This is a genomic window from Blastomonas ursincola (assembly GCF_013607875.1).
Classification (GTDB): domain Bacteria; phylum Pseudomonadota; class Alphaproteobacteria; order Sphingomonadales; family Sphingomonadaceae; genus Blastomonas; species Blastomonas ursincola.
Genome location: NZ_VDES01000002.1, coordinates 1,184,297 through 1,206,446, shown reverse-complemented (window position 1 = coordinate 1,206,446; position 22,150 = coordinate 1,184,297). Strand labels below are relative to the sequence as shown.

18 protein-coding genes are annotated in these 22,150 nt (G+C 62.5%); 11 read left to right on the top strand and 7 right to left on the bottom strand.

From position 1 onward, the window contains the following. The first annotated feature begins 9 nt into the window (after nucleotides 1-9). Nucleotides 10-2,655, top strand: coding sequence for a sensor histidine kinase (locus tag FG486_RS11880; protein ID WP_181267632.1), 2,646 nt, complete (start codon nucleotides 10-12; stop codon nucleotides 2,653-2,655). Beyond that, nucleotides 2,648-3,331 (top strand): response regulator transcription factor, encoded by a 684-nt coding sequence (locus FG486_RS11875; protein WP_181267631.1) that lies wholly within the window; start codon nucleotides 2,648-2,650, stop codon nucleotides 3,329-3,331. The genes FG486_RS11880 and FG486_RS11875 overlap by 8 nt, the downstream gene beginning before the upstream one ends. A 625-nt stretch (nucleotides 3,332-3,956) precedes the next feature. Here FG486_RS11875 and FG486_RS11870 read toward each other — a convergent pair. Genes FG486_RS11870 through FG486_RS11860 form a run of 3 tightly spaced genes read right to left on the bottom strand, consistent with a single transcriptional unit; the run spans nucleotide 3,957 to nucleotide 6,216 of the window. After that, complete coding sequence (locus FG486_RS11870) at nucleotides 3,957-5,063, bottom strand: NADH:flavin oxidoreductase/NADH oxidase (protein WP_206678385.1); 1,107 nt, start codon at nucleotides 5,061-5,063, stop codon at nucleotides 3,957-3,959. Continuing rightward, the gene (locus tag FG486_RS11865) at nucleotides 5,063-5,518 is read right to left on the bottom strand and encodes a VOC family protein (RefSeq protein WP_181267629.1); all 456 of its coding nucleotides are present in this window, start codon (nucleotides 5,516-5,518) and stop codon (nucleotides 5,063-5,065) included. Before FG486_RS11865 ends, FG486_RS11870 begins: the two co-directional genes overlap by 1 nt. Nucleotides 5,519-5,520: 2 nt before the next feature. Beyond that, complete coding sequence (locus tag FG486_RS11860; RefSeq protein WP_181267628.1) at nucleotides 5,521-6,216, bottom strand: type 1 glutamine amidotransferase domain-containing protein; 696 nt, start codon at nucleotides 6,214-6,216, stop codon at nucleotides 5,521-5,523. A gap of 219 nt (nucleotides 6,217-6,435) precedes the next feature. On the opposite strand from FG486_RS11860, the gene FG486_RS11855 reads away from it, so the two are divergent. Further along, complete coding sequence (locus FG486_RS11855) at nucleotides 6,436-7,320, top strand: LysR family transcriptional regulator (protein WP_181267627.1); 885 nt, start codon at nucleotides 6,436-6,438, stop codon at nucleotides 7,318-7,320. Between the two features lie 676 nt (nucleotides 7,321-7,996). Further along, a complete protein-coding gene (locus tag FG486_RS11850; protein WP_241695705.1) occupies nucleotides 7,997-8,779 on the top strand; it encodes a ubiquinone biosynthesis protein COQ4 in 783 nt (260 codons plus the stop codon). Here the strand turns inward: FG486_RS11850 and FG486_RS11845 are convergent. The 3 genes from FG486_RS11845 to FG486_RS11835 form a co-directional block, all read right to left on the bottom strand. After that, complete coding sequence (locus FG486_RS11845; protein WP_066283049.1) at nucleotides 8,776-9,408, bottom strand: TetR/AcrR family transcriptional regulator; 633 nt, start codon at nucleotides 9,406-9,408, stop codon at nucleotides 8,776-8,778. The two genes, FG486_RS11850 and FG486_RS11845, sit on opposite strands and share 4 nt — an antisense overlap. A 212-nt stretch (nucleotides 9,409-9,620) precedes the next feature. Further along, nucleotides 9,621-9,992, bottom strand: a complete 372-nt coding sequence (locus tag FG486_RS11840; RefSeq protein WP_066283052.1) for a tRNA-binding protein — start codon at nucleotides 9,990-9,992, stop codon at nucleotides 9,621-9,623. Between the two features lie 112 nt (nucleotides 9,993-10,104). Further along, on the bottom strand, nucleotides 10,105-10,992 hold the full coding sequence (locus FG486_RS11835; protein ID WP_181267626.1) for a LysR family transcriptional regulator: 888 nt from the start codon (nucleotides 10,990-10,992) through the stop codon (nucleotides 10,105-10,107). A gap of 118 nt (nucleotides 10,993-11,110) precedes the next feature. Between FG486_RS11835 and FG486_RS11830 the strand changes: the two genes are divergently transcribed. The 7 genes from FG486_RS11830 to FG486_RS11800 all read left to right on the top strand — a co-directional run bounded on the left by FG486_RS11830 (nucleotide 11,111) and on the right by FG486_RS11800 (nucleotide 20,841). After that, complete coding sequence (locus FG486_RS11830) at nucleotides 11,111-11,959, top strand: oxidoreductase (protein WP_181267625.1); 849 nt, start codon at nucleotides 11,111-11,113, stop codon at nucleotides 11,957-11,959. Nucleotides 11,960-12,432: 473 nt separating this feature from the next. Continuing rightward, nucleotides 12,433-13,524, top strand: a complete 1,092-nt coding sequence (locus tag FG486_RS11825) for an efflux RND transporter periplasmic adaptor subunit (RefSeq protein ID WP_338401607.1) — start codon at nucleotides 12,433-12,435, stop codon at nucleotides 13,522-13,524. Nucleotides 13,525-13,527: 3 nt separating this feature from the next. Further along, nucleotides 13,528-16,725: an efflux RND transporter permease subunit gene (locus FG486_RS11820; protein WP_181267623.1), complete on the top strand. Its 3,198-nt coding sequence runs from the start codon at nucleotides 13,528-13,530 to the stop codon at nucleotides 16,723-16,725. After that, nucleotides 16,722-18,194, top strand: a complete 1,473-nt coding sequence (locus FG486_RS11815) for an efflux transporter outer membrane subunit (protein ID WP_181267622.1) — start codon at nucleotides 16,722-16,724, stop codon at nucleotides 18,192-18,194. Before FG486_RS11820 ends, FG486_RS11815 begins: the two co-directional genes overlap by 4 nt. Nucleotides 18,195-18,345: 151 nt before the next feature. Then, nucleotides 18,346-18,945 carry an isochorismatase family protein gene (locus FG486_RS11810; RefSeq protein ID WP_066281291.1) on the top strand — a complete coding sequence of 200 codons (600 nt, stop codon included), beginning with the start codon at nucleotides 18,346-18,348 and terminating at the stop codon, nucleotides 18,943-18,945. A 115-nt stretch (nucleotides 18,946-19,060) separates the two neighbouring features. Further along, entirely contained in the window at nucleotides 19,061-19,852 is a 792-nt protein-coding gene (locus tag FG486_RS11805) for a pirin family protein (RefSeq protein WP_171009897.1), read from the top strand. A gap of 104 nt (nucleotides 19,853-19,956) precedes the next feature. Next, nucleotides 19,957-20,841, top strand: coding sequence for an NmrA family NAD(P)-binding protein (locus FG486_RS11800; RefSeq protein ID WP_181267621.1), 885 nt, complete (start codon nucleotides 19,957-19,959; stop codon nucleotides 20,839-20,841). Nucleotides 20,842-20,856: 15 nt separating this feature from the next. On the opposite strand, the gene FG486_RS11795 is transcribed toward FG486_RS11800, so the two are convergent. After that, on the bottom strand, nucleotides 20,857-22,150 hold a 1,294-nt coding region (locus FG486_RS11795; protein WP_206678384.1), incomplete at its 5' end, for an alginate export family protein.

Below are 22,150 nucleotides of genomic sequence, written 5' to 3'. Positions count from 1 at the left end.
CTGGAAGCGATGAACGAAGCCCTTCCCGAGCGCGATGCCGATCGCTTCCTGCGCATGGCCAGGGCTGAGCAGCAGGGCAAGCTCACCGTCTATCTCGGCGCGGCCCCCGGCGTCGGCAAGACCTATCGCATGTTGCAGGAGGCCGCCCGGCGCAAGGCCGAGGGCGAGGACGTGGTCATAGGGGTCGCGGAGACCCATGGCCGGGGCGAAACCCAGGCACTGCTCGCCCCGTTCGAGATCCTGCCCCGGCGTTCGGTCGAGCATCAGGGGCACAGGCTCGAGGAGTTCGATCTCGACGCTGCGCTGGCCCGGCGGCCCAGCCTGATCCTGGTGGACGAACTGGCGCACACCAACGCGCCGGGCAGCCGCCATCCCAAGCGCTGGCAGGATGTCGCCGAACTGCTCGCCGAGGGGATCGATGTCGCCTCCACGGTCAACATCCAGCATATCGAGAGCCTGAACGATCTGGTCGCGGGGTTCACGCATATCCGGGTGCGCGAGACCATTCCCGACAGCTTTCTGGAAGACGCCGAACTGATCGTCGTCGATCTGCCGCCCGAGGCGCTGATCGAGCGGCTGCGCGCGGGCAAGGTCTATCTGCCCGACACCGCGGGCCGCGCGCTCGCCAATTTCTTCACGCCCAACAAGCTCGCCGCGCTGCGCGAACTGGCGCTGCGCTTCGCCGCGCATAATGTGGACCGCCGGCTCAGCAGCCAGCTCGAACTGAGCGGCGAGCGGGCTGATTTCGTTTCCGGCGAGCGCCTGATGGTGGCGGTCAGCCCCGGCAGAGGCGGCGCGCGCGTGGTGCGCCAGGCCAAGCGCATGGCCGATCTGCTGCACGTGCCCTGGACTGCGGTCGTCGTGGAGAGCGCGAGCGCGCGCGGCGTCGCGGGCAGCCAGCGCGAGCAGCTCGCCGACAATCTGGCACTGGCATCCTCGCTCGGCGCGTCGCTGATGACCGTCGCGGCGCAGGATGTCGGCCAGGCATTGGTCGAACAGGCGCGTGCACTGCGCGCCAGCCAGATCGTCATCGGCAAGAGCAGGCGAAGCCGCTGGTTCGAATGGCGACACGGATCGGTGGCGCAGGATGTCATCCGCCATGCCCGGAGCATTCCGGTGCATGTTGTTCCGCTCGACGAGGCTGACGAAAAGCCAGTGCGGGCTTATGATCCCTATTCGCAGCGCGACAATGCCATCGCCTTTCTCGCCGTCGCCGCCGTCGTGGGCGTGCTGTATCTGCTTAAGCCGTGGATCGCCCCCGGCGCAATCGATCTGCTGCTGCTGTTTCCAGTGGTCATCACTTCGATGTTCCTGCGGATGCGGGCCGGGCTCTGGGCGGCGCTTTGGGCAGCGCTGGGCTATAATTTCTTCTTTATCGAACCGCTCTATACACTATCGATTCACAGCCCGGCGGATCTGGTCACCTTCATTGTGCTGGCGACGGTTGCAGGCGTGATCGGTGCGCTGGCGGGCAAGGTGCGCCGCCAGGCCGAAACCAGCGCCGGGGTCGCCCGGCTCAATGCCTCGCTCGCCCGCTTCGCCGGGCTGATGGGTGCTCTGTCCGACCGTGACGAGACCGCCAGGGTCGCCTGTCGGGAAATCGGCAATCTGCTCGATGTGCAGGCGATGATCGTGTCGCTGGAAGACGGCGCGGTCGTCGTGCGCGGCAATGAGGACTTTGCGCAACTCGAAATGGTCGATGAGACCGCCGCGCGCTGGGCGCTGGAGCATGGCCAGACGGCTGGCCGCGACACCGGAACGCTGGCATCGGCGGACTGGCAATTCCACCCGCTCAAGACCGCACTCGGCACCATGGGGGCGCTGGGCGTGGCGCGATCGAGCAACGAGCGGGTGATCCGGCCCGATGACGCGACCTTGCTTGCCTCACTGGTCGATCAGACGGCACTGGCGCACGAGCGGCTGGTGCTGGAAGCCGAAGCGCGGCAGGTCGATGGTCTGCGCGAGCGCGACCGGCTGCGCGGGGCGCTGCTCGGCAGCATCGCGCATGACCTGCGCACGCCGCTCACCGCCGTGATAGCCGCGACCGAAGCCATCCCGGCCGAGGGCGCCTATGCCGACGAGGTGCGCATCGCGCGCAGTGAGACGCGCCGGCTGCAACGCTTCCTCAACGATCTGCTCGAAGCCTCGCGGATAGAGGACGGATCGATCGAGCCGAAATGGGAAAGCGTGGACCTGACCGACATCATCCATGCCGTGCTGCGCGATCTGCGCCAGGACCGGCCGGGAAGCCGCGTGAAGGCCAGCATCGATGAGGACTGCCCGCTGGTGCAGAGCGATCCGCTGCTGCTGCGGCACGTGCTCATAAACCTGATCGACAATGCGCTGAAATTCTCGCCGCCTGACAGCCGCGTCGATGTCGAGCTGCTTCTCCACGCCAATGCCCTGATCTGCCGCGTGGCCGACCGGGGACCCGGCCTGCCTGCCGACCAGCACGGCATGTTCGATCGCTTCCACCGGCTTGAGGGAAGCGACCGGGTCGGCGGTTCTGGCCTCGGCCTGTGGATTGCCAAGAACTTTGTCGAGGCCGTAAGGGGCAGCATCGCCGCATCGAACCGCGAGGGTGGCGGTGCGGTATTCGAGATTGCGCTGCCGCTGACAGGGGTGGCCAGGCTGGACCAAGGTGCCGATGCGTAACGACGTGCTGATCATCGATGACGAGCCGGCGATCCGGCGGCTGCTGATTGGCGCGCTCGAACGCAATGCGCTGTCGCATGTCGAAGCCGGCACAGCGGCTGAAGGCTTGCGCCTTGCGACGATGGAACCCAGCCCGCTTGTTGCACTGCTCGATCTGGGTCTGCCTGACCGCGATGGTCTGGAAATCGTCCCGCAACTCTCCGCGCGGGGGATCGCGGTGATCGTGCTGACCGCAAGGGACGCCACCGACGAGAAGGTCGCCGCACTCGATCTCGGTGCGGACGATTTCGTGACCAAGCCATTCGACAGCGAGGAACTGCTCGCCCGCATCCGCTCGGCGCTCCGGCGCAAGGCCGGCCCACAGGCGGACAGCGCGAAGCGCCAGTTCCTCGAAGGCAGCATCGACCGCGACACCCACCGCGTGACCATTCGCGGCGCGCAGGTCGATCTGACGCCGCGGGAATTCAACCTGCTCTGGGCGCTGTCCGACCGACCAGGCCGGGTCATCACGCATGACCGGCTGCTGGAAGAAGTCTGGGGTCCGGCGCACCGCCACGATCTCGATTATCTGCGGGTTGCCGTCCGGGCGCTGCGTCGCAAGATCGAACAGGACCCGACCCACCCCAGGCTGATCGTCAACGAGCCGGGCATCGGCTATCGCATCTCGGTGACCTGACGACTGCGTGGAGCGCGTTGGCCAACTGATGGGTGCCGCGCAGAGCACTACCGTGTCCATGGGAAAGAGTGCGCCCGATCAGGCCGGGGTGCCATTTTCCGCTATCATTAAACGGAGTTCTCGCAGTTGTCCGAGATCCGTGGATGTCTTGCTGGCGACGAACCGGACAGCAAACAGGTCCTGCGCTAACGACGGAAACTGTCCCCAAGGAGCTTGTAATGTTTCGGAGAGGAGCGCTGGTGCGCCTATGGGACCCCAACATTGCTTTAATTTATTGTTTTTTGTCATAAACTATCTCCAATATCCGATTTTGCTCCCAAATTTGCCCCCATAATTTTAGTAAGCATGTGATCTCATTAGTGTTCTAGTCAAAAATTGTGACTATTCCCGGACGCTGTTAACGATTTTTTTGTCCAATTGATCTCGCTGAATGAACCGATCGGACCGGTATTTCGTCCTTCCTCAACCCCAAAATGGGGCCACCGATTTTTGCCCTGTCGACGTTAATTTCTCAAATTATATGACTACCGAATAACCAAAATCTGCCAGGTGGCTTCCGGGGTGGTCGAGCAGGCCGCAAGCGTAACGACGCCGGCAGCGGCGAGCACAAGTTTGATGGAGCGTCTCATGGCTTCATTTCCTTGAGGATGCGCCCGGCTTCGCGCGGCTCGGAGCGGAGATATTGCGGTGGTGCCTTGGCCGATGCCCCCAGCGCAGCGGCGGCGTGCCACGGCCAGCGGGGGTCCCACAGCACCGTGCGCGCAATCGCGATCATGTCGGCCTCGCCGCGCGCGATGATCTGTTCGGCCTGATGCGGATCGGTGATGAGGCCCACGGCGATAACCGGCATGTTCACAGTATCCTTGACCGTGCGGGCCAGCGGTACCTGGTAGCCCGGGCCCACTGGAATGTCCTGCCGCGGATCGAGCCCGCCGCTTGACACGTGAATCGCGGCACAGCCGCGGGCTTCGAGTTCACGGGCGAAGACTGCGGTTTCATGAGGCGTCCAGCCGCCCTCGACCCAATCGGTGCCGGACACGCGCACAGTGACGGGCTTGTCGGCGGGAAATGCTGCACGCACCGCGTCGAACACCTCGAGCGGTACGCGCATCCGATTTTCGAGACTGCCGCCATATTCATCCGTGCGCGCGTTCGACAACGGCGAAAGGAATTCGTGGAGCAAATAGCCATGCGCGGCGTGGATCTGGATCCCATCGAGTCCCAACCGGTCCGCCCGCTGCGCCGCGTCCACAAAGGCAGCGATGATGCGGTCCATGCCCTGGCGATCGAGCGCTACGGGCGGATGATCGCTCTGCTTGAAAGCAAGCGCGCTTGGCGCAACCGTTTGCCAGCCATTGGCATCAGTGGGTGGAATCTGCGCGCCGCCATTCCAGGGTTTGGCGCAGCTTGCCTTGCGGCCTGCATGGGCAAGCTGGATGACGAGCGGGATGTCCGACCAGCGGCGCACGCTTTGCAGCACGCGCCGCATCGCGTCCTCCGTGCGGTCGTCGTACAGACCGACATCGCCATAGGTAATGCGGCCTTCCGGGCTGACCGCGGTGGCTTCAATGGTCAGCGCGGCTGCGCCCGACATCGCCAGATGGCCCAGATGCATCTGGTGCCAGTCGTTCATCGCGCCATCTTCGGCCGAATACTGGCACATCGGCGCGATCACGATGCGGTTGGCGAGTTGCAGCCCGCCAATCTCGATCGGTTCGAACAATTGCGCCATTACCATTCTCCCGTATTGGGCATTGAGGCCCAGGGCTCGGCGGGGGCCTTGTGCTCACCTTTTTGAAGCAGCTCGATCGAGATGCCGTCTGGCGAGCGCACGAAAGCCATGTGCCCGTCGCGCGGTGGCCGGTTGATCGTCACGCCGCCGGCTTGCAGCCGGGCACAGGTTTCGTAGATGTCGTCGACGCGGTAGGCGAGGTGACCGAAATTGCGGCCTCCGGTATAGGCCTCGGGCGTGCTGCCATCCTCGGGCGGCCAGTTGTAGGTCAGCTCAACCTCGGCTCTGCCGCGCTCGCCCTCGCCGCGATGGTCCTCATCGGCAGCCAGGAAAAAGAGGGTGTAGCGCCCGCGTTCGCTCTCCATCCGCCGGGTTTCCTTAAGGCCCAGCAATTCGAAGAAGCGCAGCGTCGCTTCGGGATCGCTGACCCGCAGCATGGTGTGAAGATAGTGCATGATCAGGCTGCCTTTTCCTTGAGAACTTCCATCACCAGCTGCGCCGTGCGGGTGGCCGAGGCGGGGTTCTGCCCCGTCACCATATTGCCATCGCGCAGGGCAAAGGGCTGAAAATCGGGGCCCGCCTCGTGCTTCGCGCCCAGTTCCTTCATCCGCGTTTCCAGCAGGAAGGGAACGGCATTGTCGAGCCCGACCGCGCGTTCCTCGCTGTCAGTGAAAGCGGCAACGCGGCGTCCTGCGACCAGCGGTGTGCCGTCGGGCTTCTTCGCGGAGACCAGTCCCGCCGGGCCATGGCAGACCGCAGCAACGATCTTGCCCTCGCGGTCGAACCGCTCGACCAGCCGCGCCAGTTCCTCGCTTACCGGATAGTCGAACATCGTGCCGTGGCCGCCCGGCAGGAACACCGCGTCATACCCGTCGGGATCGATGCTGGTGAACGCCGGCGTGCTTGCAATCTCGGCCTTCAGCGCCTCGTCCTTGAGATAGCGTTCGACAGAAGCATCGTTCTCGCCATCGGCATTGACGCTGCGCTGATCGACCGGGATCGCGCCGCCCCTGATCGAGGCAAGCGTGACCTCGGCCCCGGAGTCGCGAAAGGCGTAATAGGGGGTGGTGAGTTCTTCGAGCCACACGCCGGTCGGTTCGGTGCCGGGGATCATGCGGTCTGCCGAGGTGGCAATCATCAGAATGCGGGTCATTGCTTTGGGTCCTTTGTCATGGAGATGGATCGAGCGACCATGTGCGGTCGATAGCGGCGATGCCGCCGCCGCCATGGCGAGCGAGCTCATGCCTGTCAGAAAAGTGCGTCGGTCTTGCATGGGTTGGCTCCTTCGATGGACGACCCAGATAGGCCGAAGGTTTCATCAGGAAATCCAAGAGGAATAGCGGTCAGGCATAAATTGTTTTATGGAACGGGAATGTCTCTCCAGCAGCTGCGCACCTTTGTCGAAGTTTACCGACGCCGTTCGCTGAGCGATGCGGCACGCGCGCTCGGCCTCACCCAGCCCGCCGCCTCTCAGCATATCGCCTCGCTGGAAGCGCAGCTTGGCCACCCGCTATTCGACCGGCATTCGCGCGGAGTGCGGCCCACGGCCATCGCCGACGATCTCGCGCTCTCCATCGGCGGCAGTCTCGATACAGCCGAAGCCGCGCTCTCGGCTGCACGTGCCCGCTCGATCAGAATCTCGGGGACCGTCCACATCGCCGCACCATCCGATATGCTGGGCGAAATGATCACGCCGAGGCTAGGCCCCCTGATTGCGGCGGGGCTCGATCTGCGGTTGCATATCGGCGGGCGTGATGCGCTTTACGCCATGCTGCTTGATGACAGGGTGCACCTCGGGTTCACAGCCTCACAGCCGGATGACGCGCGGCTCGCCTATCAGAAAGTCGGCACTGAAGATCTGCGGGCAGTGGCGGCACCCTCGGTGGCCGAGCAGATCGGGCGAAGTCCTCTGGCACATGCTCTCAATACCGTGCCGCATCTCGCCTACGATCTTGACCGGCCGCTGGTGAGGAACTGGCTCGAAGCGAACAGCATCGAAGTGTCGCGCCCCCCTGCGCTGACCGCGCCCGATCTTCGAGTCTTGCGATCCGCCTTGTGCGCGGGATTGGGGTGGACGGTGCTGCCGAGCTATCTCACGGATGCCCAGCGCGCTGCTTGCGTCCTTGTCGAAATCGCGGCGCCGGTGAACGTGCCGACCAACGCATTCTATCTCGTCTGGGCCAAATCGTCCCTGCGCCACCCGCGCGTCGCCTTTGCACGCGATGCGTTGATCACCGCCTTAGCCGACAAACCTTAGGTTCCGCCAACCCATTGGTGAACCCCAGTTTCTGGCTCGTGGGGTAACCTGAGCGCTCAAGATGATGAGCACGCGCCGGCAACTACGGGCAAATCGCCCGGGCCTAAGCATGTCTGTGCAGTTGATCAAGGATTGGGAGGAAGCGAATTTGATGCCCCCCTAACCGACCAGGCCTTTACCAAGTCAAAGGGGGCCCGCCGATGCGATGCTCTCGGGCCTAGGACACTGGATGCTTTTCGCGGAATCGGAGGCCACAACTGCCCCTCTCCACAGTTCATTGGCACGCTGGATTTGCGCAGTCCGAGGAGCTGATCAGGCGTTGAAGGCCCGGCGACCGGCAGCTTTTGCCTGCATCTGATATTCGGCCTCGCCATCACGAGCTCCGGCGCGGGTTTGGCCTCGGCCAATGCGTTGGAACCTATGCAATCATGACCGCCTAAATCAGCCTCAGCCCTGCAGCAGCATTCTGCAACTTGTATGTTCTCGACCCGGGCGCGCTGGTCAGTGCGGCAAGCTACTCCGCATCGACGGCGAGCAGATGCCGCACAGTTTTTTCCAAGTTCGCGGGTGAATGCGTAGCTTTTGAAGACCTTGCCACATAGCGATTGACACACATTTTGGAAGTCATTACTTTCTTTTTTAGACGGCCGGACTCGTAGATTGGAGCCTTGACACCATGATGCCTGCCTTCCATCCCGATCGCCCGCCTCGACGAATGCGCCCATTGCAGGCGCTGCATCACTTCCGAGCCCTGGCCCGCAATGCTGATGATACCGCGCAAGTGTTTCTGATGGGCGAGTGTCTTCCCAACCGGAGCACGAGGCGCATCGGCGTGGACTTCTGCCTCAGCAGTCTGGGACAGGATTTGATGACCAGTGAACCTGCACTCGCTCCGTTGCTCGACGACCATGAGCGCCTGCTGGCTTTCGGTCCGGACAGCGTCGCCCACGCGTATGTCGCCTTCATGCGGACCGAGGGGCTGACCGCAGCTGGACTGGTCGCTGCGAGCCGGTTTCCGGGTCAGGTCGAATATGCAGACCAGATGCAATGGTTCGTCAACCGCCTGCGAGACACGCATGATCTCGCTCATGTCCTGACCGGCTATGGCCGCGATCCTCTGGGCGAGCAATGCGTACTCGGCTTCACCAGCGGGCAGTACCGCGACTGGACCGAGACGATCATTGCTTGGGCGGGCACCGCCGAATTCGCGTTGAGGGTGCCTGGCCGCGCGCCCTTCATCGGTGCGGTGGCCGAGGCTCGGCGCAACGGGCGCGCGGCGCAGGCGATTTTCCGCCAAAACATCAGTGCCCTGCTCGCTGAACCGCTGGCAGCGGCGCGGCGGCGAATGGGGATCGGTGAGCCTAGTGTCTATAGGCGTGCACACGCGCGCCTGCGGGAACAGGGAATCGATCCCTACCGCATCGGCGGCCCGGCTCGTCCGGTTACGGCACCGATCTAGCTCTCGGCGGGCTCGGCGATGTGGGGAGCCACGAGGCTGTGAATCATGCCTTTGAGCTCGGCAATCAGGAGCGCCGCCTCCTCAGGCTCGGCCTTGAGCGCCAAATCGATCACCCGACCAGATGTCTCGATGATAATCCGGCAGATCACGCCGCGCCGCATCGCATCGAGTTCAACCCCGAGATCCACCAGGGCGGCCGCAAGATTCGTCTCGAGGGCCAGAATATGACGCGCGTCGACCGATTGAAGCTGTGGAGAGACCTGGCAGGCGGCGCGGAGCAATGCATAAACCGGGCTTCGCCGCGCAGCAAAATAGAAGCTGTCGACCATCCGGTCGCTGATACGTCGCCAGTCAGTACCTGCCCGAAGCGCGCGGAAGCTCCCGATCCACTGCCTCTCGCGCTCGCAGGAACGTTCTACCAGTTCAGTGAGCACAGCCCATTTGTTGGGAAAATAGCGATAGACCGCGCGCGGCCCCACTCCCGAACGGTCGGCCAGCAGATTCGTGTTGAAGCCGTTCACGCCAAACTCGACCAACAACGCTTCTGCCTGATCAAGCAGACGCTGCATCGTCTCGCGGCTGCGCGCCTGTTTCGGACGGGCGCGCAGGACGGTGTCGGAACCTTTCATGCCTATGCTTAACATCGTGCGGCGATCAGGCGCAACTTCCGTCTGGTTCTGGTCGCTGCGGAATCACTGGGAGAGGCATGGCTTTGAGCGAACCAGCGGCTGCTGTTCGATACCGCGTTGCTAGCTTTCTAAGTCCTTGATCACGCAAAGCCAAAAAAGCACAACCCTCTACAGGCAAAAAGAAAAAGAGGCAGATCGGACCGGATTACATGTCAGAATAGCCTCGCGCCCACAGGAACATTACCATCGGGTGCGAACAGTACCACCGCGCCGTTCTCGTCCGGAAAGCCGACTGTCAGGACTTCTGACAGGAACTTGCCAATCTGGCGCGGCGGAAAGTTGACGACTGCAGCGATCAGGCGGCCGGTCAATGTCTCCGGGGTGTAATGCTCCGTAATCTGAGCGGATGACCGCTTAACGCCGATCGTGGGACCGAAATCGATCTGCAGCTTCAGGGCAGGCTTGCGCGCTTCGGGAAAGGGGCGCGCTTCGATGATCCGGCCCACTCGAATATCGACTTTCAGAAAGTCCTCAAATGCGATTGGTGCGGCGGCAGGTGCTAGGGGATCATGAACAAAATGCATGCCCCCGATTTAGCACCTTTCGCAACGCTGGGTCCATTCGCTGATGCAGATTGCGGACTTGAAGACGTTACATCAAATTTACGAATGTTTCCATGCCTGAACCGGGATACACCTATGCGCGCACTGCATCTACGAAAGCCCTGATTTTTGGAGCCTGGGTTGCACGGCGCGGGAAATAAAGGAACAGCCCCGGTTCCTCGATGGACGCTGCGGGGAGCACCTGTTCAAGCCTCCCCGCCTGGATTGCATCGCGCATCAGCGGTTCAAAGCCATAGGCAATTCCGACGCTCTGGGATGCAAGCTCGATCGCCAGCAATGGTTCAGTAACCCGGACCGAGCCGGAGACCTTGACGGCGACATCCTTCCCTTCGTCGGCCAAATCCCATGCGTAAACGCCACCGCCACTCAACTGACGAAAGCCTATGCAGTTGTGGGTCTTCAGATCGGCCAACGCCCGCGGTTTTCCACGCAGCCGGAGATATTCTGGCGAGGCAGCCATAATGGCCTTGAACGGCGGCGTCAGCCGGACTGCAACCATGTCCTGTGCAATCATCTCGCCCAGACGAACCCCCATATCATGGCCTGCGCGCACGATGTCGACCAGAGCCTCGTCGCTTGTCACCTCGACCACCAAGCGCGGATGACGACCGGCAAGTCTGGCAATGATCCGCGTCAATGCCAGCGGCATGGCTACGCTCGGTGCGTTGATGCGAACTGTCCCGGTCACATTTCCATCGGCGGCCTGGATCATGGATGCGGCCTCTTCGAGCGCATCGAGCGCCGGAATCGCGGCAGCGAGAAAGGTTTGCCCCGCTTCAGTCAGCGAGACGCTCCGGGTCGTGCGGGCAAATAGGGGCGTACGCAATCGCTCCTCGAACAGCCGGACGGCATGGCTGACGGCAGACGGGCTCAGCCCCAGCTCCGCAGCTGCACGGGCAAAGCTCCGTCGTTCGGCAACCCTGCGGACGACCGGCAGATGCGCAAGGAGGTCTCGATCCATTACTGAATCATATCGCATAGTGCGTGCAGTTTGAAGCGCATTATCGAATGATCGCCTGAACGCCATACATGTCGCACGCCCAGCAAGGCGCAAGTTTTAAGAAAAGAGGAGACATGAAATGACCAGGCAAGCCCAAACGTGGTTCATCACGGGTGCATCGAGCGGCTTCGGCGAGGCTTTTGCGCGGTACGCACTGGCCCAAGGCGATAACGTCGTCGCGACCGCGCGCAGCCCTGATCGGCTCGACGCGCTTGTCAACTCAGCGCCCGAGCGCATCATCGCATTGAAGCTGGACGTCACCATGGCGGGCGATGCCGAAGCCGCAGTCGCAGAGGCGATCGCCCGCTTTGGCCGGATCGACATACTCATCAACAACGCTGGCTATGGTATCGTCGGTGCTGTCGAAGAGACGCCCGAGCACGAATTGCGCGCGCTGATGGAGACCAATTTCTTCGGAGCTACGACTGTCATCCGCGCTGCCCTGCCATTCATGCGCAAGCAGGGTTCAGGAGCCATCGTTAATGTCTCGAGCATGGGCGGCCAAATGTCCGTTCCCGGCTTCGCCCCCTATTCGGCCAGCAAGTTCGCGCTGGAAGGGCTTTCGGAGGGGTTGCACGGTGAACTGGCGCCATTCGGCATCAAGGTCATGATAGTCGAGCCCGGAGCATTCCGCACCTCGTTTGCAGGCAGTGCTCTTCGCCATATGCCGATCATCGCGGATTATCGGGAAGCGGTCTCGGGAACACGGGACTTTGCGTCGGGCATGCACCTCAGCCAAGCTGGCGATCCGATGAAGGCTGCCCAAGCCATCGGTCTGGCGCTCCAGGCACCGGATACCCCGCTTCGTCTGCAACTGGGCGAAGACGCCATCATGGCCGTGCGCGATCACGCCCAGGCGCTCCTGGCAGAATTGGAGGTTTGGGAAGCGGTTGGGCTCGATACCGCCTTTGCAGAAACAGGCGCATGATCATGAGGTCTCCGGGTGCGGCGCTTTTCCATCGCGCGCTGCACCCGCGACCTGAAGGCACAAGCTCTGCCCCCCTTGCAGCCGGGCGAGCATGTGGCATTGAAAGCTGCATGCGCGACAAACATCCTCACGCTCCCTGCCCTTTTCCCGCAAAATCGGTTTCGTGGTGGCAAGATGGGGAACGCAGGCCTTTCCCAACTGGGCGACGATAGTCCGGCCGTCCTCGCGGCTCGACGAGAGGGTTTCAGCATTCCCTGAAGCCAGCGTCCAGGGGAGTAGCCGGATTGTCAGCCATCACGGACCAAGGCACTCGCTCGCCAAGACCGGGAAGCTGGTGCATTGCAAAAGCAGCCAGACCAGGCGGCCAACACGGCCTGGTGCATTTCGCCTCAACGCTGATTTTGCTTTCGACGCTGCTGTTACCAGCATGCAGCAGCGAGCCACCTCCTCCCCCGCCACCGCCATCTGCAACCGTGGCCACGGCCCTCCAGCGCGTCGTCGTTGACTGGGACGAGTATATCGGTCGGTTCGTGGCCGAAGAGGATGTGCAACTCATTCCCCGGGTTTCCGGCCCGATCACCCGCATCGCATTTCAGGACGGCCGCCGTGTGAACCGGGGCGATCTCCTGTTCGTCGTGGATCAGCGCCCGTTTCGCGCAGCCCTGTCGGAGGCCGAAGCGAGTGTCGCGAGTGCCCGCGCAACGCTTGTCAATGCAACGCTGCAGGCAAACAGGGCAACTGCACTGGTCGACAGCGATGCGATCAGCCGTGAAGAGAGTGACACGATCACTGCCGCTCTGCGGACCGCCCGGGCGGGGCTGGCCGCAGCTCAGGCACGCCAGCGAACGGCAAGCCTGGATCTGTCACTCACGGAGGTTCGGGCCCCGATTTCGGGGCTTGTCTCCAGCCGCAGGGTCGATGTCGGTGATTTCGTGACAGCCGGTCAGACCGAGTTGACCCGCATAGTTCGGCTTGACCCCATCCGCTTCAGCTTTGACGGCGCGGAAGCGTTTTACCTCAAGTACATGCGCCAGGACGCACAGGGCCAGCGGCGGAGCTCGCGCTTCGCGCCCAATCCCGTGGAAATCCAGCTGGCCGATGAAAACCGCTATGGCTGGCGCGGCAGCATGCGGTTCATCGACAACGGCATCAACCCCAATACCGGCACGATCCAGGCTTATGCCGTGGTCGCCAATCCGGACGGATTCCTGGTGCCCGGCATGTTCGGTCGGGCGAGGCTTCTTGGTTCTGGCAGCTACAAGGCAATGCTGGTGCCTGACGAAGCCATATTGACCGATCAGACAAGAAAGCTCGTCTATGTTCTCAATGGCAAGAACGAAGTCGTGCCGCGCCCTGTCGTGACCGGCCCCATGGTCGAAGGCCTGCGCGTCATTCGCGAGGGGCTGGCGCCGACAGAGAAGCTGGTGATTGACGGACTGGCGCGGCTGCAGCCCGGCACACTCATCAGCCCCAGACAAGGCAGGATTCGTCCTCGCGCGAAGAACGACGCGCCGATTGCCCAGCCCCTCGCGGCGCCTGCGCCAGCGCAAGCAACGGCGCGCTGAACGATGCGGCTGGCCCATTTCTGCATAGACCGCCCCATATTCGCTGCGGTCCTCTCGATCTTCATCACCATTTTCGGCGTCATTGCCTATCCTACCCTGCCGGTAGCCCAGTATCCCCAGATCGCGCCCCCCACTGTTGTCGTGTCGGCCAGCTTCCCGGGCGCCTCTGCCGAAACAATTGCCGATGTTGTCGCAGCACCGCTTGAGGAGGCAATAAACGGCGTAGAGGACATGCTTTATATCTCCTCCTCCTCGACGGGGGACGGCAACCTGGCGATCACCATCACCTTCCAGCAGGGGACCGATGTCGATCAGGCCCAGGTTCTGGTTCAGAACCGGGTCAGTTCCGCCGAGCCGCGCCTGCCAGAAGAAGTGCGCCAGATCGGTGTGACCGTGCGCAAGAACTCTCCCGACCTGCTACTTGTTGCCAATTTCTTCTCCCCTGATGGTTCATTGCCGCAGCCTTACATCTCCAACTATGCCACACTGCAGTTGATCGACCGGATTTCGCGCATCGAAGGCGTAGGCTCGGCACGGCTGATCGGCGGCCGGGACTATAACATGCGCGTCTGGATCGATCCCGAGCTGGCCGCCAGCCGGAGCCTGACCGTCGATGAGGTCGTTGCCGCTATTCGAGCCCAAAATGCCCAGGTTTCTGCAGGGTCGATCGGCCAGGCGCCTTTCAACAGCGCAGGCACGGCATTCCAGCTGGGCATCCAGACGCAGGGCCGGCTTTCGACACCGGAAGAGTTCGGCAACATCATCGTGAAGCGCGAAGGTTTAGCACTGACCCGGCTGAGCGACATCGCAAGGGTCGAGCTGGGCGCGCAGGACTACAGCATCAATGCGTTTTCAAATGGGAGGCCGACCGTGGCGCTGGCCATTTCGCAGCTTCCGGGGTCGAATGCGCTGAGTGTGGCCGAGGCTGTCAAGACCGAACTCGCAAGGGCGGCCGGCGATTTTCCTCCGGGGATGGACTATTCCATTCCCTATAATCCGACCAGCTATGTCGAAGCGTCGATCGCCGCCGTAGAGGACACGCTGATCGAGGCCATCGTCCTGGTGGCGCTGGTGGTACTGCTTTTTCTGCAAAGCTGGCGCGCGGCGATCATCCCCATCGTCGCCATCCCTATCGCACTTGCAGGGGCGCTTGCCGCACTGGCGGGGCTGGGCCTTTCCCTCAACAGCCTGTCGCTGTTCGGGCTTGTCCTGGCAATCGGCATTGTGGTCGATGACGCGATCGTTGTCGTCGAGAATGTCGAACGGCTGATGGAAGAAAAGCATCTCTCGCCGCTAGCAGCCGCCCATGCGACAATGGACGAAGTATCGGGTGCACTCGTCGCCATTGCACTCGTCCTCTGCGGCGTGTTCATCCCCACAGCCTTCATCCCTGGCATTTCCGGCCAGTTCTATCAGCAGTTCGCAATGACGATTGCCAGCGCGACGGCTGTCTCGGCCTTTGTATCGCTGACCCTGTCACCTGCACTTGCAGCGCTGCTGTTGCGACCACGCGAGCATGGCCATGCCCCGCCGGCCGCCGGCTGGCGCGGCTGGCCCGCTCAATTCGCCAAAGGGTTTAACACCGGCTTCGCGCGTCTGTCGGATCGCTACGGCAGACTGACAGCCAGAACGCTGCGCAGCCTGACCTTCATGGGGATAGCCTATCTGTGCCTGCTGCTTGCCACGGGCTGGCGCTTTGCCGAAACGCCATCCGGCTTCATTCCTGCCCAGGACCAGGGCTATGTCATCGGCGTGGTCCAGATGCCGCCGGGCGCATCGCTGCAACGCACGACCAGCGTGGTCGAACAGGCTCAGGCCATTGCTCTTCGCAATCCGTCGGTCAGCAACACCGTAGCCTTTGCCGGGTTTGACGGAGCGACCTTCACGAACGCGCCCAATGCGGCTGCAATCTTCATCACCCTGAAGGAGGCGGGCACGCGGCCCCATGCCGACATTGTTGCCAATGAACTGCGCGGTGCACTGGTTGGAATTACCGCTGCGAACCTGCTGATCATTCCACCGCCTCCCGTGTCCGGATTGGGCACCGGCGGCGGGTTCAAGATGGTTATCGAGGATAGGGGCGGCGCCGGTCTAAAGGCTCTGGAGGGTGCAGCCTTCGCGATGATGGGCGCGGCCAATCAGGCCGAAGGCATCATGGGCGCATTCACGACATTCAACACGCGGACACCGCAGCTGCTCGCCGATATTGACCGCGCCAGGGCAGAGCAACTGGGGGTGCCAGTTGAGAATATCTTCTCTACTCTGGGCACCTATCTTGGTTCACGCTACATCAACGATTTCAACTATCTGGGCCGAACCTTCAGGGTCACGGCCCAGGCCGATGCCCCCTATCGTGACGACCTTTCCGACATAGGCCGGTTGCGGACCCGATCAGCGACCGGGGACATGGTCCCGCTCGATGCCGTGATGAACCTGCGCGACGACTCCGGCGCCTATCGCGTAGTCCGATACAATCTCTATCGTGCCGCAGAATTGCAGGGTGACACGATGCCAGGATACTCGACAGGCCAGTCGCTCGACACCATGGAAAGGCTTGCGGCCAGAATCCTGCCTCAGGGTTTCGATTACGAATGGACAGAACTGGCCTATCAGCAACGCGCCGCCAGCAATACCGGATCGCTGATTTTTGCGCTGGGTGTCCTGTTCGTGTTCCTGTTGCTTGCCGCGCAGTATGAAAGCCTGGCGCTGCCCCTGGCCGTGATCCTGATCGTGCCGATGTGTCTGCTGGCCGCCATTGTCGGCGTGAACATCATGGGCCGGGACAACAACATCCTGACCCAGATCGGTCTGGTGGTGCTGATCGGCCTGGCGGCGAAAAATGCCATTCTGATCGTCGAATTTGCGAAGCTGAACGAGGAAAATGGCATGGCACCGAAAGCGGCCGCGCAACACGCGGCAGCACAGCGGTTACGCCCGATCCTCATGACATCGATGGCCTTCATCCTGGGCGTGCTTCCATTGGTCATTTCCACCGGACCAGGCGCCGAAATGCGCCAGGCTCTTGGCATTGCGGTGTTCTTCGGCATGATCGGCGTCACCGTGTTCGGACTGATGTTCACGCCCTCCTTCTATGTGCTGGTAAGGATGCTCGAACAACGGCTTGCGACCCTGCGCGGATCGCGAACAGCACCTCCTTCCGAGACGAGGACGGGAACCGCCACCCCTGCCGGAGAAGGATGATGCAGTCCGGACGTCTTGCGCTCGCTGTGCTCCTGTCTGCAAGCCTATCGGCCTGCGTCGTCGGCCCCGACTTCAGCCGCCCTCTCGTCCCGCAGGCCGCAAAGCAGGAATTTGGCGAGGCGGGCACTCCCGAGTTTGCCAAAGCCTCTCTGCCCGATCAATGGTGGCGACTGTTCGAGGACCCCGTTCTCGATGGGCTGATTGTGCGGGCGCTGCAGCACAATACCGATGTTCGCCAAGCCAGTGCCAATTTGCGGCGCGCCCGTGCGCTGGTCCGCGAAGCGCGAGCTGGGCAGTTTCCGGCCCTGACGGCCCGTGGCGCTGCAAACACCAACCGGGTAGGCACCGGGGCCAATGCCGGACTGGGCTTTGCACCGGCACAACCGCCGGAATTCGAGCTTTACGAGCTTGCATCGGACGCCGCCTATGAACTGGACCTTTTCGGCGGCGTCCGTCGATCCGTCGAGGCTTCAAGGGCCGATGCGCTGGCGGCAGCGGCGGAACTGGACTCTGTTCGGGTCAGCGTAGCGGCAGAGGTTGCCCGAAACTATGTCCTGGCCTGCTCCAATCGCCTGCAGCTCAATGTCGCGCGCGACGCCGTGTCCAATCAGGAAAGGACACTCGCGCTGGTGCGGCGGCTTCACACCCTGGGCCGAGTAGCGGCCCGCGATATCCATGCCGCAGAAGGACTTTTGGCCCAGGCTGAAGCTGCGCTTCCGGCGCTGGATGCCGAGAACCGAGCAGCAATCCATGCACTGCGGACTCTGATCGGGGGAGAACCAGGCGAGGATCTAGCCGAGGTCGGGAAATGCGAGGTTCCGCCGGAGCCAAGATCGGCGATCCCGGTGGGCGATGGCGCCGGCCTGATCGCGCGACGCCCAGATGTGCGGGCTGCCGAAGCACGTCTAGCATCAGATACCGCCCGGATCGGTGTTGCAACCGCAGCCCTCTACCCCTCGATCCGCCTAGCGGGGTCCCTGGCCACAAGCGGAATCGATCCCAATGATCTTGGACGTTCTGCCAATATCGGCTTTTCGCTTGGCCCCCTGATATCATGGTCGATTCCGGTCGACGGCGCTGCCCGTGCACGGGTGACGGCAGCATCGGCGCAGGCAGATGCTCGCCTTGCCGCATTCGATGGTGCGGTCCTCACTGCGCTCCAGGAAACAGAACAGGCCCTCGCGCGGCTGAAGGCAACGACCGAGCGGAGCCTGACGCTGGCCGAGGCAGAGAGAGCCGCAGCGCAGTCCGCGTACCTCACCCGCATTCGGTTCAGCAGCGGCAAGGACAATGCGCTCCAGCTGCTGGGAGCGGAAGCAGATCTTCTGCAGGCCAGACAGGCGCTGGCGCTGGCGAAAGCGGCCAAGGCCGAGGCATCTGTCGGGGTCTTTCGCGCGCTGGGTGGCGGATGGGAGCAAGCGCCGCAGGTGGTCGAAATCGACGCACGCAGCAAGCACCCGTCCCAGTGAGCATCGACGCCTTGCGGTGGCAAAGGTGCAACAGAACCTCGACGCAAGATTTGGGCGCAAGATCGAAGCGTTACCGGCAGGATCGGCAACGCGGGAACAGAGGATTTCCGGCATCACAAACTGAGCTGTTTCCAAGCCAGGAAAGACGATCATGACACACCCCTTCCGCCCGAATAGTTCCGCCCTCCTGCTGATCGATCACCAGGTCGGCACGATGCAGCTGGTGAAGAACTTGCCGCTGGAGCAGGTTCGGACGATGACGCTTGCGCTCGCCCGCGCCGCAAAGATCCTGCAAATGCCGGTCATTCTGACCTCAAGTCAGGAAGAACGTATCCAGGGTCCGCTGATGCCAGAGCTGGCCGAAATCCTGCCGGATGCTTTCGAAGCACGTGTCAGGCGCGCAGGCATTGTCAACGCTTGGACGGATGCACAATTCGTGGCTGCGGTTGAGGCAACAGGACGCAAGGACCTGATCATGGCCGGTATCACCACCGATGTCTGCCTCGTCTTCCCGTCCATCAGCGCGGTCGAACAAGGTTATCGCGTGCAGGCCGTGATGGATGCATCGGGTTCTCCGTTCGAGCTGAGCGAGGACATGTCGCGGCGACGCATGCAGGATGCCGGCGTGGTGCTGACGGCGACCAACACAATGATTGCCGAACTGGCACAGGATTGGTCATCGACAGAAGGGTCCCAACTGATCGAACTGCTTTTCACGTCCGTACTTCCTCCGGTCAGCCATGCGGGATAGTCTCGACTATCCCGGTGCCTGGGCCCGGGGCAGTGCCAGTTCCAGCGATGACAAGCCTGAGCCGATTTCTCGCGTCGTGCGCCCATTGTTCACCAGTCGCGGGCCGGGCTTCAGGGTGCAGCATCTCGACGGAGCCGTTCTGGGCACGTCAATCGATCCCTGGCTGGCCATCGACCGGTTCTGGATGAGTCGGCCGACTTTCCCGCCCCATCCCCACGCCGGCTTTTCCGCGATCACCTATGTGATGCCGGAATCTGCTGGCGTTATGCGCAACCGGGACAGCGCTGGCGGCAGACACAAGATCACGCCCGGTGGATTGCACTGGACTTCCGCAGGGTCAGGCATTCTCCATGAGGAAATCCCCGCAACCGACCAGCCAGTCGAGGGACTTCAGATCTTTCTGAACCACCCCATGCAGCGCAAACACGACAAGCCTGTGGTGCATCATCTGGAACCCGGTGACATCCCGATCATTTGCGGTTCCGATGGCAGCTGGATCCGAGTGCTGGCAGGTGGCTTTCGGGACCGGATCAGCCCCATCGCAACCACCAGCCCGGTAACCTTGCTGGACATATGGCTTGCCCCCTTTGCCCGGTTCGACTGGTATAGCCATGATCAGCCGGCCAATCTGGCTGTCGTGCATCAGGGTGAGCTCATGGCCGCCACAGCAACGGCCGATGCGGGCGAAGTTGTGCTGCCCAATGGTGATGGCTCGCTCTATCTGGCAGCAACGGGCAATGGCGCTCGGCTGGTGCTCTTTTGCGGTACGCCGATCAGGGAACCAGTCCATTGGGTTGGTCCGCTCTGCATGGCCAGCGAGGAAGACGCCTATCGCGCACTGGTGCGATACAGGACGGGCCTGATGGGCTCGCTGCAGCCTTACCGCAGAGGACTGTGCGCCAAATGAAGCCAGCAGGCGCGCTCGTGCGTAGCTGGCACCAGCCATCGATTTCGCGATGCCTTTACAAGCAGAGCGGCCATGCCTGATCAATATCTGAGGGAGTTGCATTCATGATAATAGTTGCCGGAGCGACCGGGGATTTGGGTGGGCGTATCGTTCGGGAACTTGCTGGCCTCGGCGCACCGGTTGCTGCCCTGGTGCGCACAGAATCTTCGGCAAGGCATCTCGAGGGCATGGCCTCGCAAGTGAGATACGCCGACTTCGATGACGTAGATTCGATCGCGCGCGCGCTGAACGGAGTTCATTGCGTGGTATCCGCGCTCAGCGGCCTGGAACCGGTCATTCTCGGCGCGCAGGGTCGCTTGCTCGATGCGGCGGTGAAGGCGGGCGTACCCCGCTTCATTCCATCGGATTATGCCATCGACTTCCGGCAGGTGCCACAGGGCAGCAACCGAAATCTTAATCTTCGCAGCGCCTTCCTGCAGCGCGCGGAAAGTTCCGGTCTGCGTCTGACATCCGTGCTGAACGGCGCCTTCATGGACATGCTGACAGGCACGATCCCGATCGTCCAGCACAGCATTCGCCGCGTAATCTATTGGGGCAGTGCCGACCAGCCAATGGACTTCACGACCATTGCCGACACGGCCCGGTTCACGGCACATGCGGCGATGGACCCCGATACGCCCCGCTGGCTGCGGATTTCCGGAGCGCGTGTCACCGTGCGCGACATCGCTGCGGCGACCAGCCGGGTGCGCGGCCGATCTTACGGCATACTTCCCGTCGGAACTTTGGGAACCCTAGGCCTTACCATTCGGCTGGCCAGGCTGTTTGCGCCAGGCACGCCCGACGATCTCTATCCTGCCTGGCAGGGGATGCAGTATCTCAGGAACCTGCTTGCCGGCGAAGGGCTTCTCGCCACGCCGCTCGACAATGAACGATATCCGTCCATGACATGGACGAGCTTGGAGGCAGTTTTGCGGCAGGACACCCGATAAAGTGGGGCAGCCCATTCAAAAGCGAAGGGATGCGGACACAACTAGAAACTCGATGGATCGGCCACCCAGCTGTCGCAGTGTTTGCCCGGGCCTGAAGCTGACGGCCTGGCCATATAGCCGCAGATGCCGATTCACGGACCAGTCGGCGGTCAGCACCTTCTGATCGCCGATATAGCGGCTTCCCTGCCCTGAAGATCCCTGAACAACCGCAAGGGGGGCGGTGTAGATCGCGTCGGCGAGCCGATGGCGCCACAGGAAATCCCAGTTGGCAGACAGCAGCAACGATGGCTGCGGCCGCAGCGATATGCCCGGATTGATGTCGACCAGATTGGCCGGAACCACTAGATTGGCTTCGGAGAAATAGGGCAGCTTCGGGTAGAGTGGGTCAAAGGTACCACTGATGCCGTCGCCGGGACGGCGATCGCCGCTGGCCAGATCGACCTTCAGGCTGATCCTCGGTTCCAGGGCAGTAGCGCCAAAGGTGAAGCCGACATCGCTTGCCAGCGTCCACGCACGAATGCGCTGACCGCCTGCAAAGCCGCGCTGGATCACCGCCTCGACGTCCCAATCGAAACCCGATCGACGTCCGAACAGCCGCGCCCCGAGGGATTGGCGGAAGCCTCCTGGCCGGGGGGCAAGAGGGCTGTCGGCATTCTGCCTGCGTTCGAGAAGATAAAGGTCGGCCTTCAAGGGCCCCGCGATCTGCTGCGTCACATAGACACCCGCCAACCGGTCCTCGGCTCCACTCGTGTCGTCCAGCAGTCCTGGCCGTGCCTGCACCGGCCACGTGACAAAAGCATCGACACTTCCCTGCCCTGCGTCCAGCCGCATACGGACGCCATCAAAGGCCAGTCGCTGGTTCGGGCCATCGCGCAGCGCGATCAGGCGCTGCGACCCGAAAGCCATTTCCTGTCGACCCAGCCGAACCATCGCGGCCTGCGATTTCGACCGGACCTGATAATCGAGAAACAGCTGGCTTAGATCGCCATCATTTTGCTGGATCGCAGGAAAGGGCTTGGGCTCACCGATGGCCTGCAGCGTGCCTCCCTGCAAAAAGACACGCAGCGAAGAGTCAAGGCGAATGTCGGCATGGACAAGCTGCCGAACCAGCAGCGCCTGCCGATCCGGTTCGGGTCGGGTCAAAGCACCGTTGGACAGTTCGGTGCGGAGCCTCAGTTCGCCCCCCAGGCTCAGCATCAGCCCGTCAGGATCGCCGAGGCACTTGTATTCGGCTTCCGAAGACTGCGGCAGGCTCCGGCAAAGGGGGCGCCAATCCTCCTCGTAGCGCAAAGGGGCGATGCCAGGCGGG

Coding starts and splice junctions, on each gene's coding strand:
- FG486_RS11880 (WP_181267632.1), top strand. CDS start 10: ATGAACGAAGCCCTTCCCGAGCGCGATGCCGATCGCTTCCTGCGCATG.
- FG486_RS11875 (WP_181267631.1), top strand. CDS start 2,648: ATGCGTAACGACGTGCTGATCATCGATGACGAGCCGGCGATCCGGCGG.
- FG486_RS11830 (WP_181267625.1), top strand. CDS start 11,111: ATGACCAGGCAAGCCCAAACGTGGTTCATCACGGGTGCATCGAGCGGC.
- FG486_RS11855 (WP_181267627.1), top strand. CDS start 6,436: ATGTCTCTCCAGCAGCTGCGCACCTTTGTCGAAGTTTACCGACGCCGT.
- FG486_RS11820 (WP_181267623.1), top strand. CDS start 13,528: ATGCGGCTGGCCCATTTCTGCATAGACCGCCCCATATTCGCTGCGGTC.
- FG486_RS11860 (WP_181267628.1), bottom strand. CDS start 6,216: ATGACCCGCATTCTGATGATTGCCACCTCGGCAGACCGCATGATCCCC.
- FG486_RS11835 (WP_181267626.1), bottom strand. CDS start 10,992: ATGGATCGAGACCTCCTTGCGCATCTGCCGGTCGTCCGCAGGGTTGCC.
- FG486_RS11840 (WP_066283052.1), bottom strand. CDS start 9,992: ATGCATTTTGTTCATGATCCCCTAGCACCTGCCGCCGCACCAATCGCA.
- FG486_RS11865 (WP_181267629.1), bottom strand. CDS start 5,518: ATGCACTATCTTCACACCATGCTGCGGGTCAGCGATCCCGAAGCGACG.
- FG486_RS11845 (WP_066283049.1), bottom strand. CDS start 9,408: ATGAAAGGTTCCGACACCGTCCTGCGCGCCCGTCCGAAACAGGCGCGC.
- FG486_RS11850 (WP_241695705.1), top strand. CDS start 7,997: ATGATGCCTGCCTTCCATCCCGATCGCCCGCCTCGACGAATGCGCCCA.
- FG486_RS11815 (WP_181267622.1), top strand. CDS start 16,722: ATGATGCAGTCCGGACGTCTTGCGCTCGCTGTGCTCCTGTCTGCAAGC.
- FG486_RS11800 (WP_181267621.1), top strand. CDS start 19,957: ATGATAATAGTTGCCGGAGCGACCGGGGATTTGGGTGGGCGTATCGTT.
- FG486_RS11810 (WP_066281291.1), top strand. CDS start 18,346: ATGACACACCCCTTCCGCCCGAATAGTTCCGCCCTCCTGCTGATCGAT.
- FG486_RS11870 (WP_206678385.1), bottom strand. CDS start 5,063: ATGGCGCAATTGTTCGAACCGATCGAGATTGGCGGGCTGCAACTCGCC.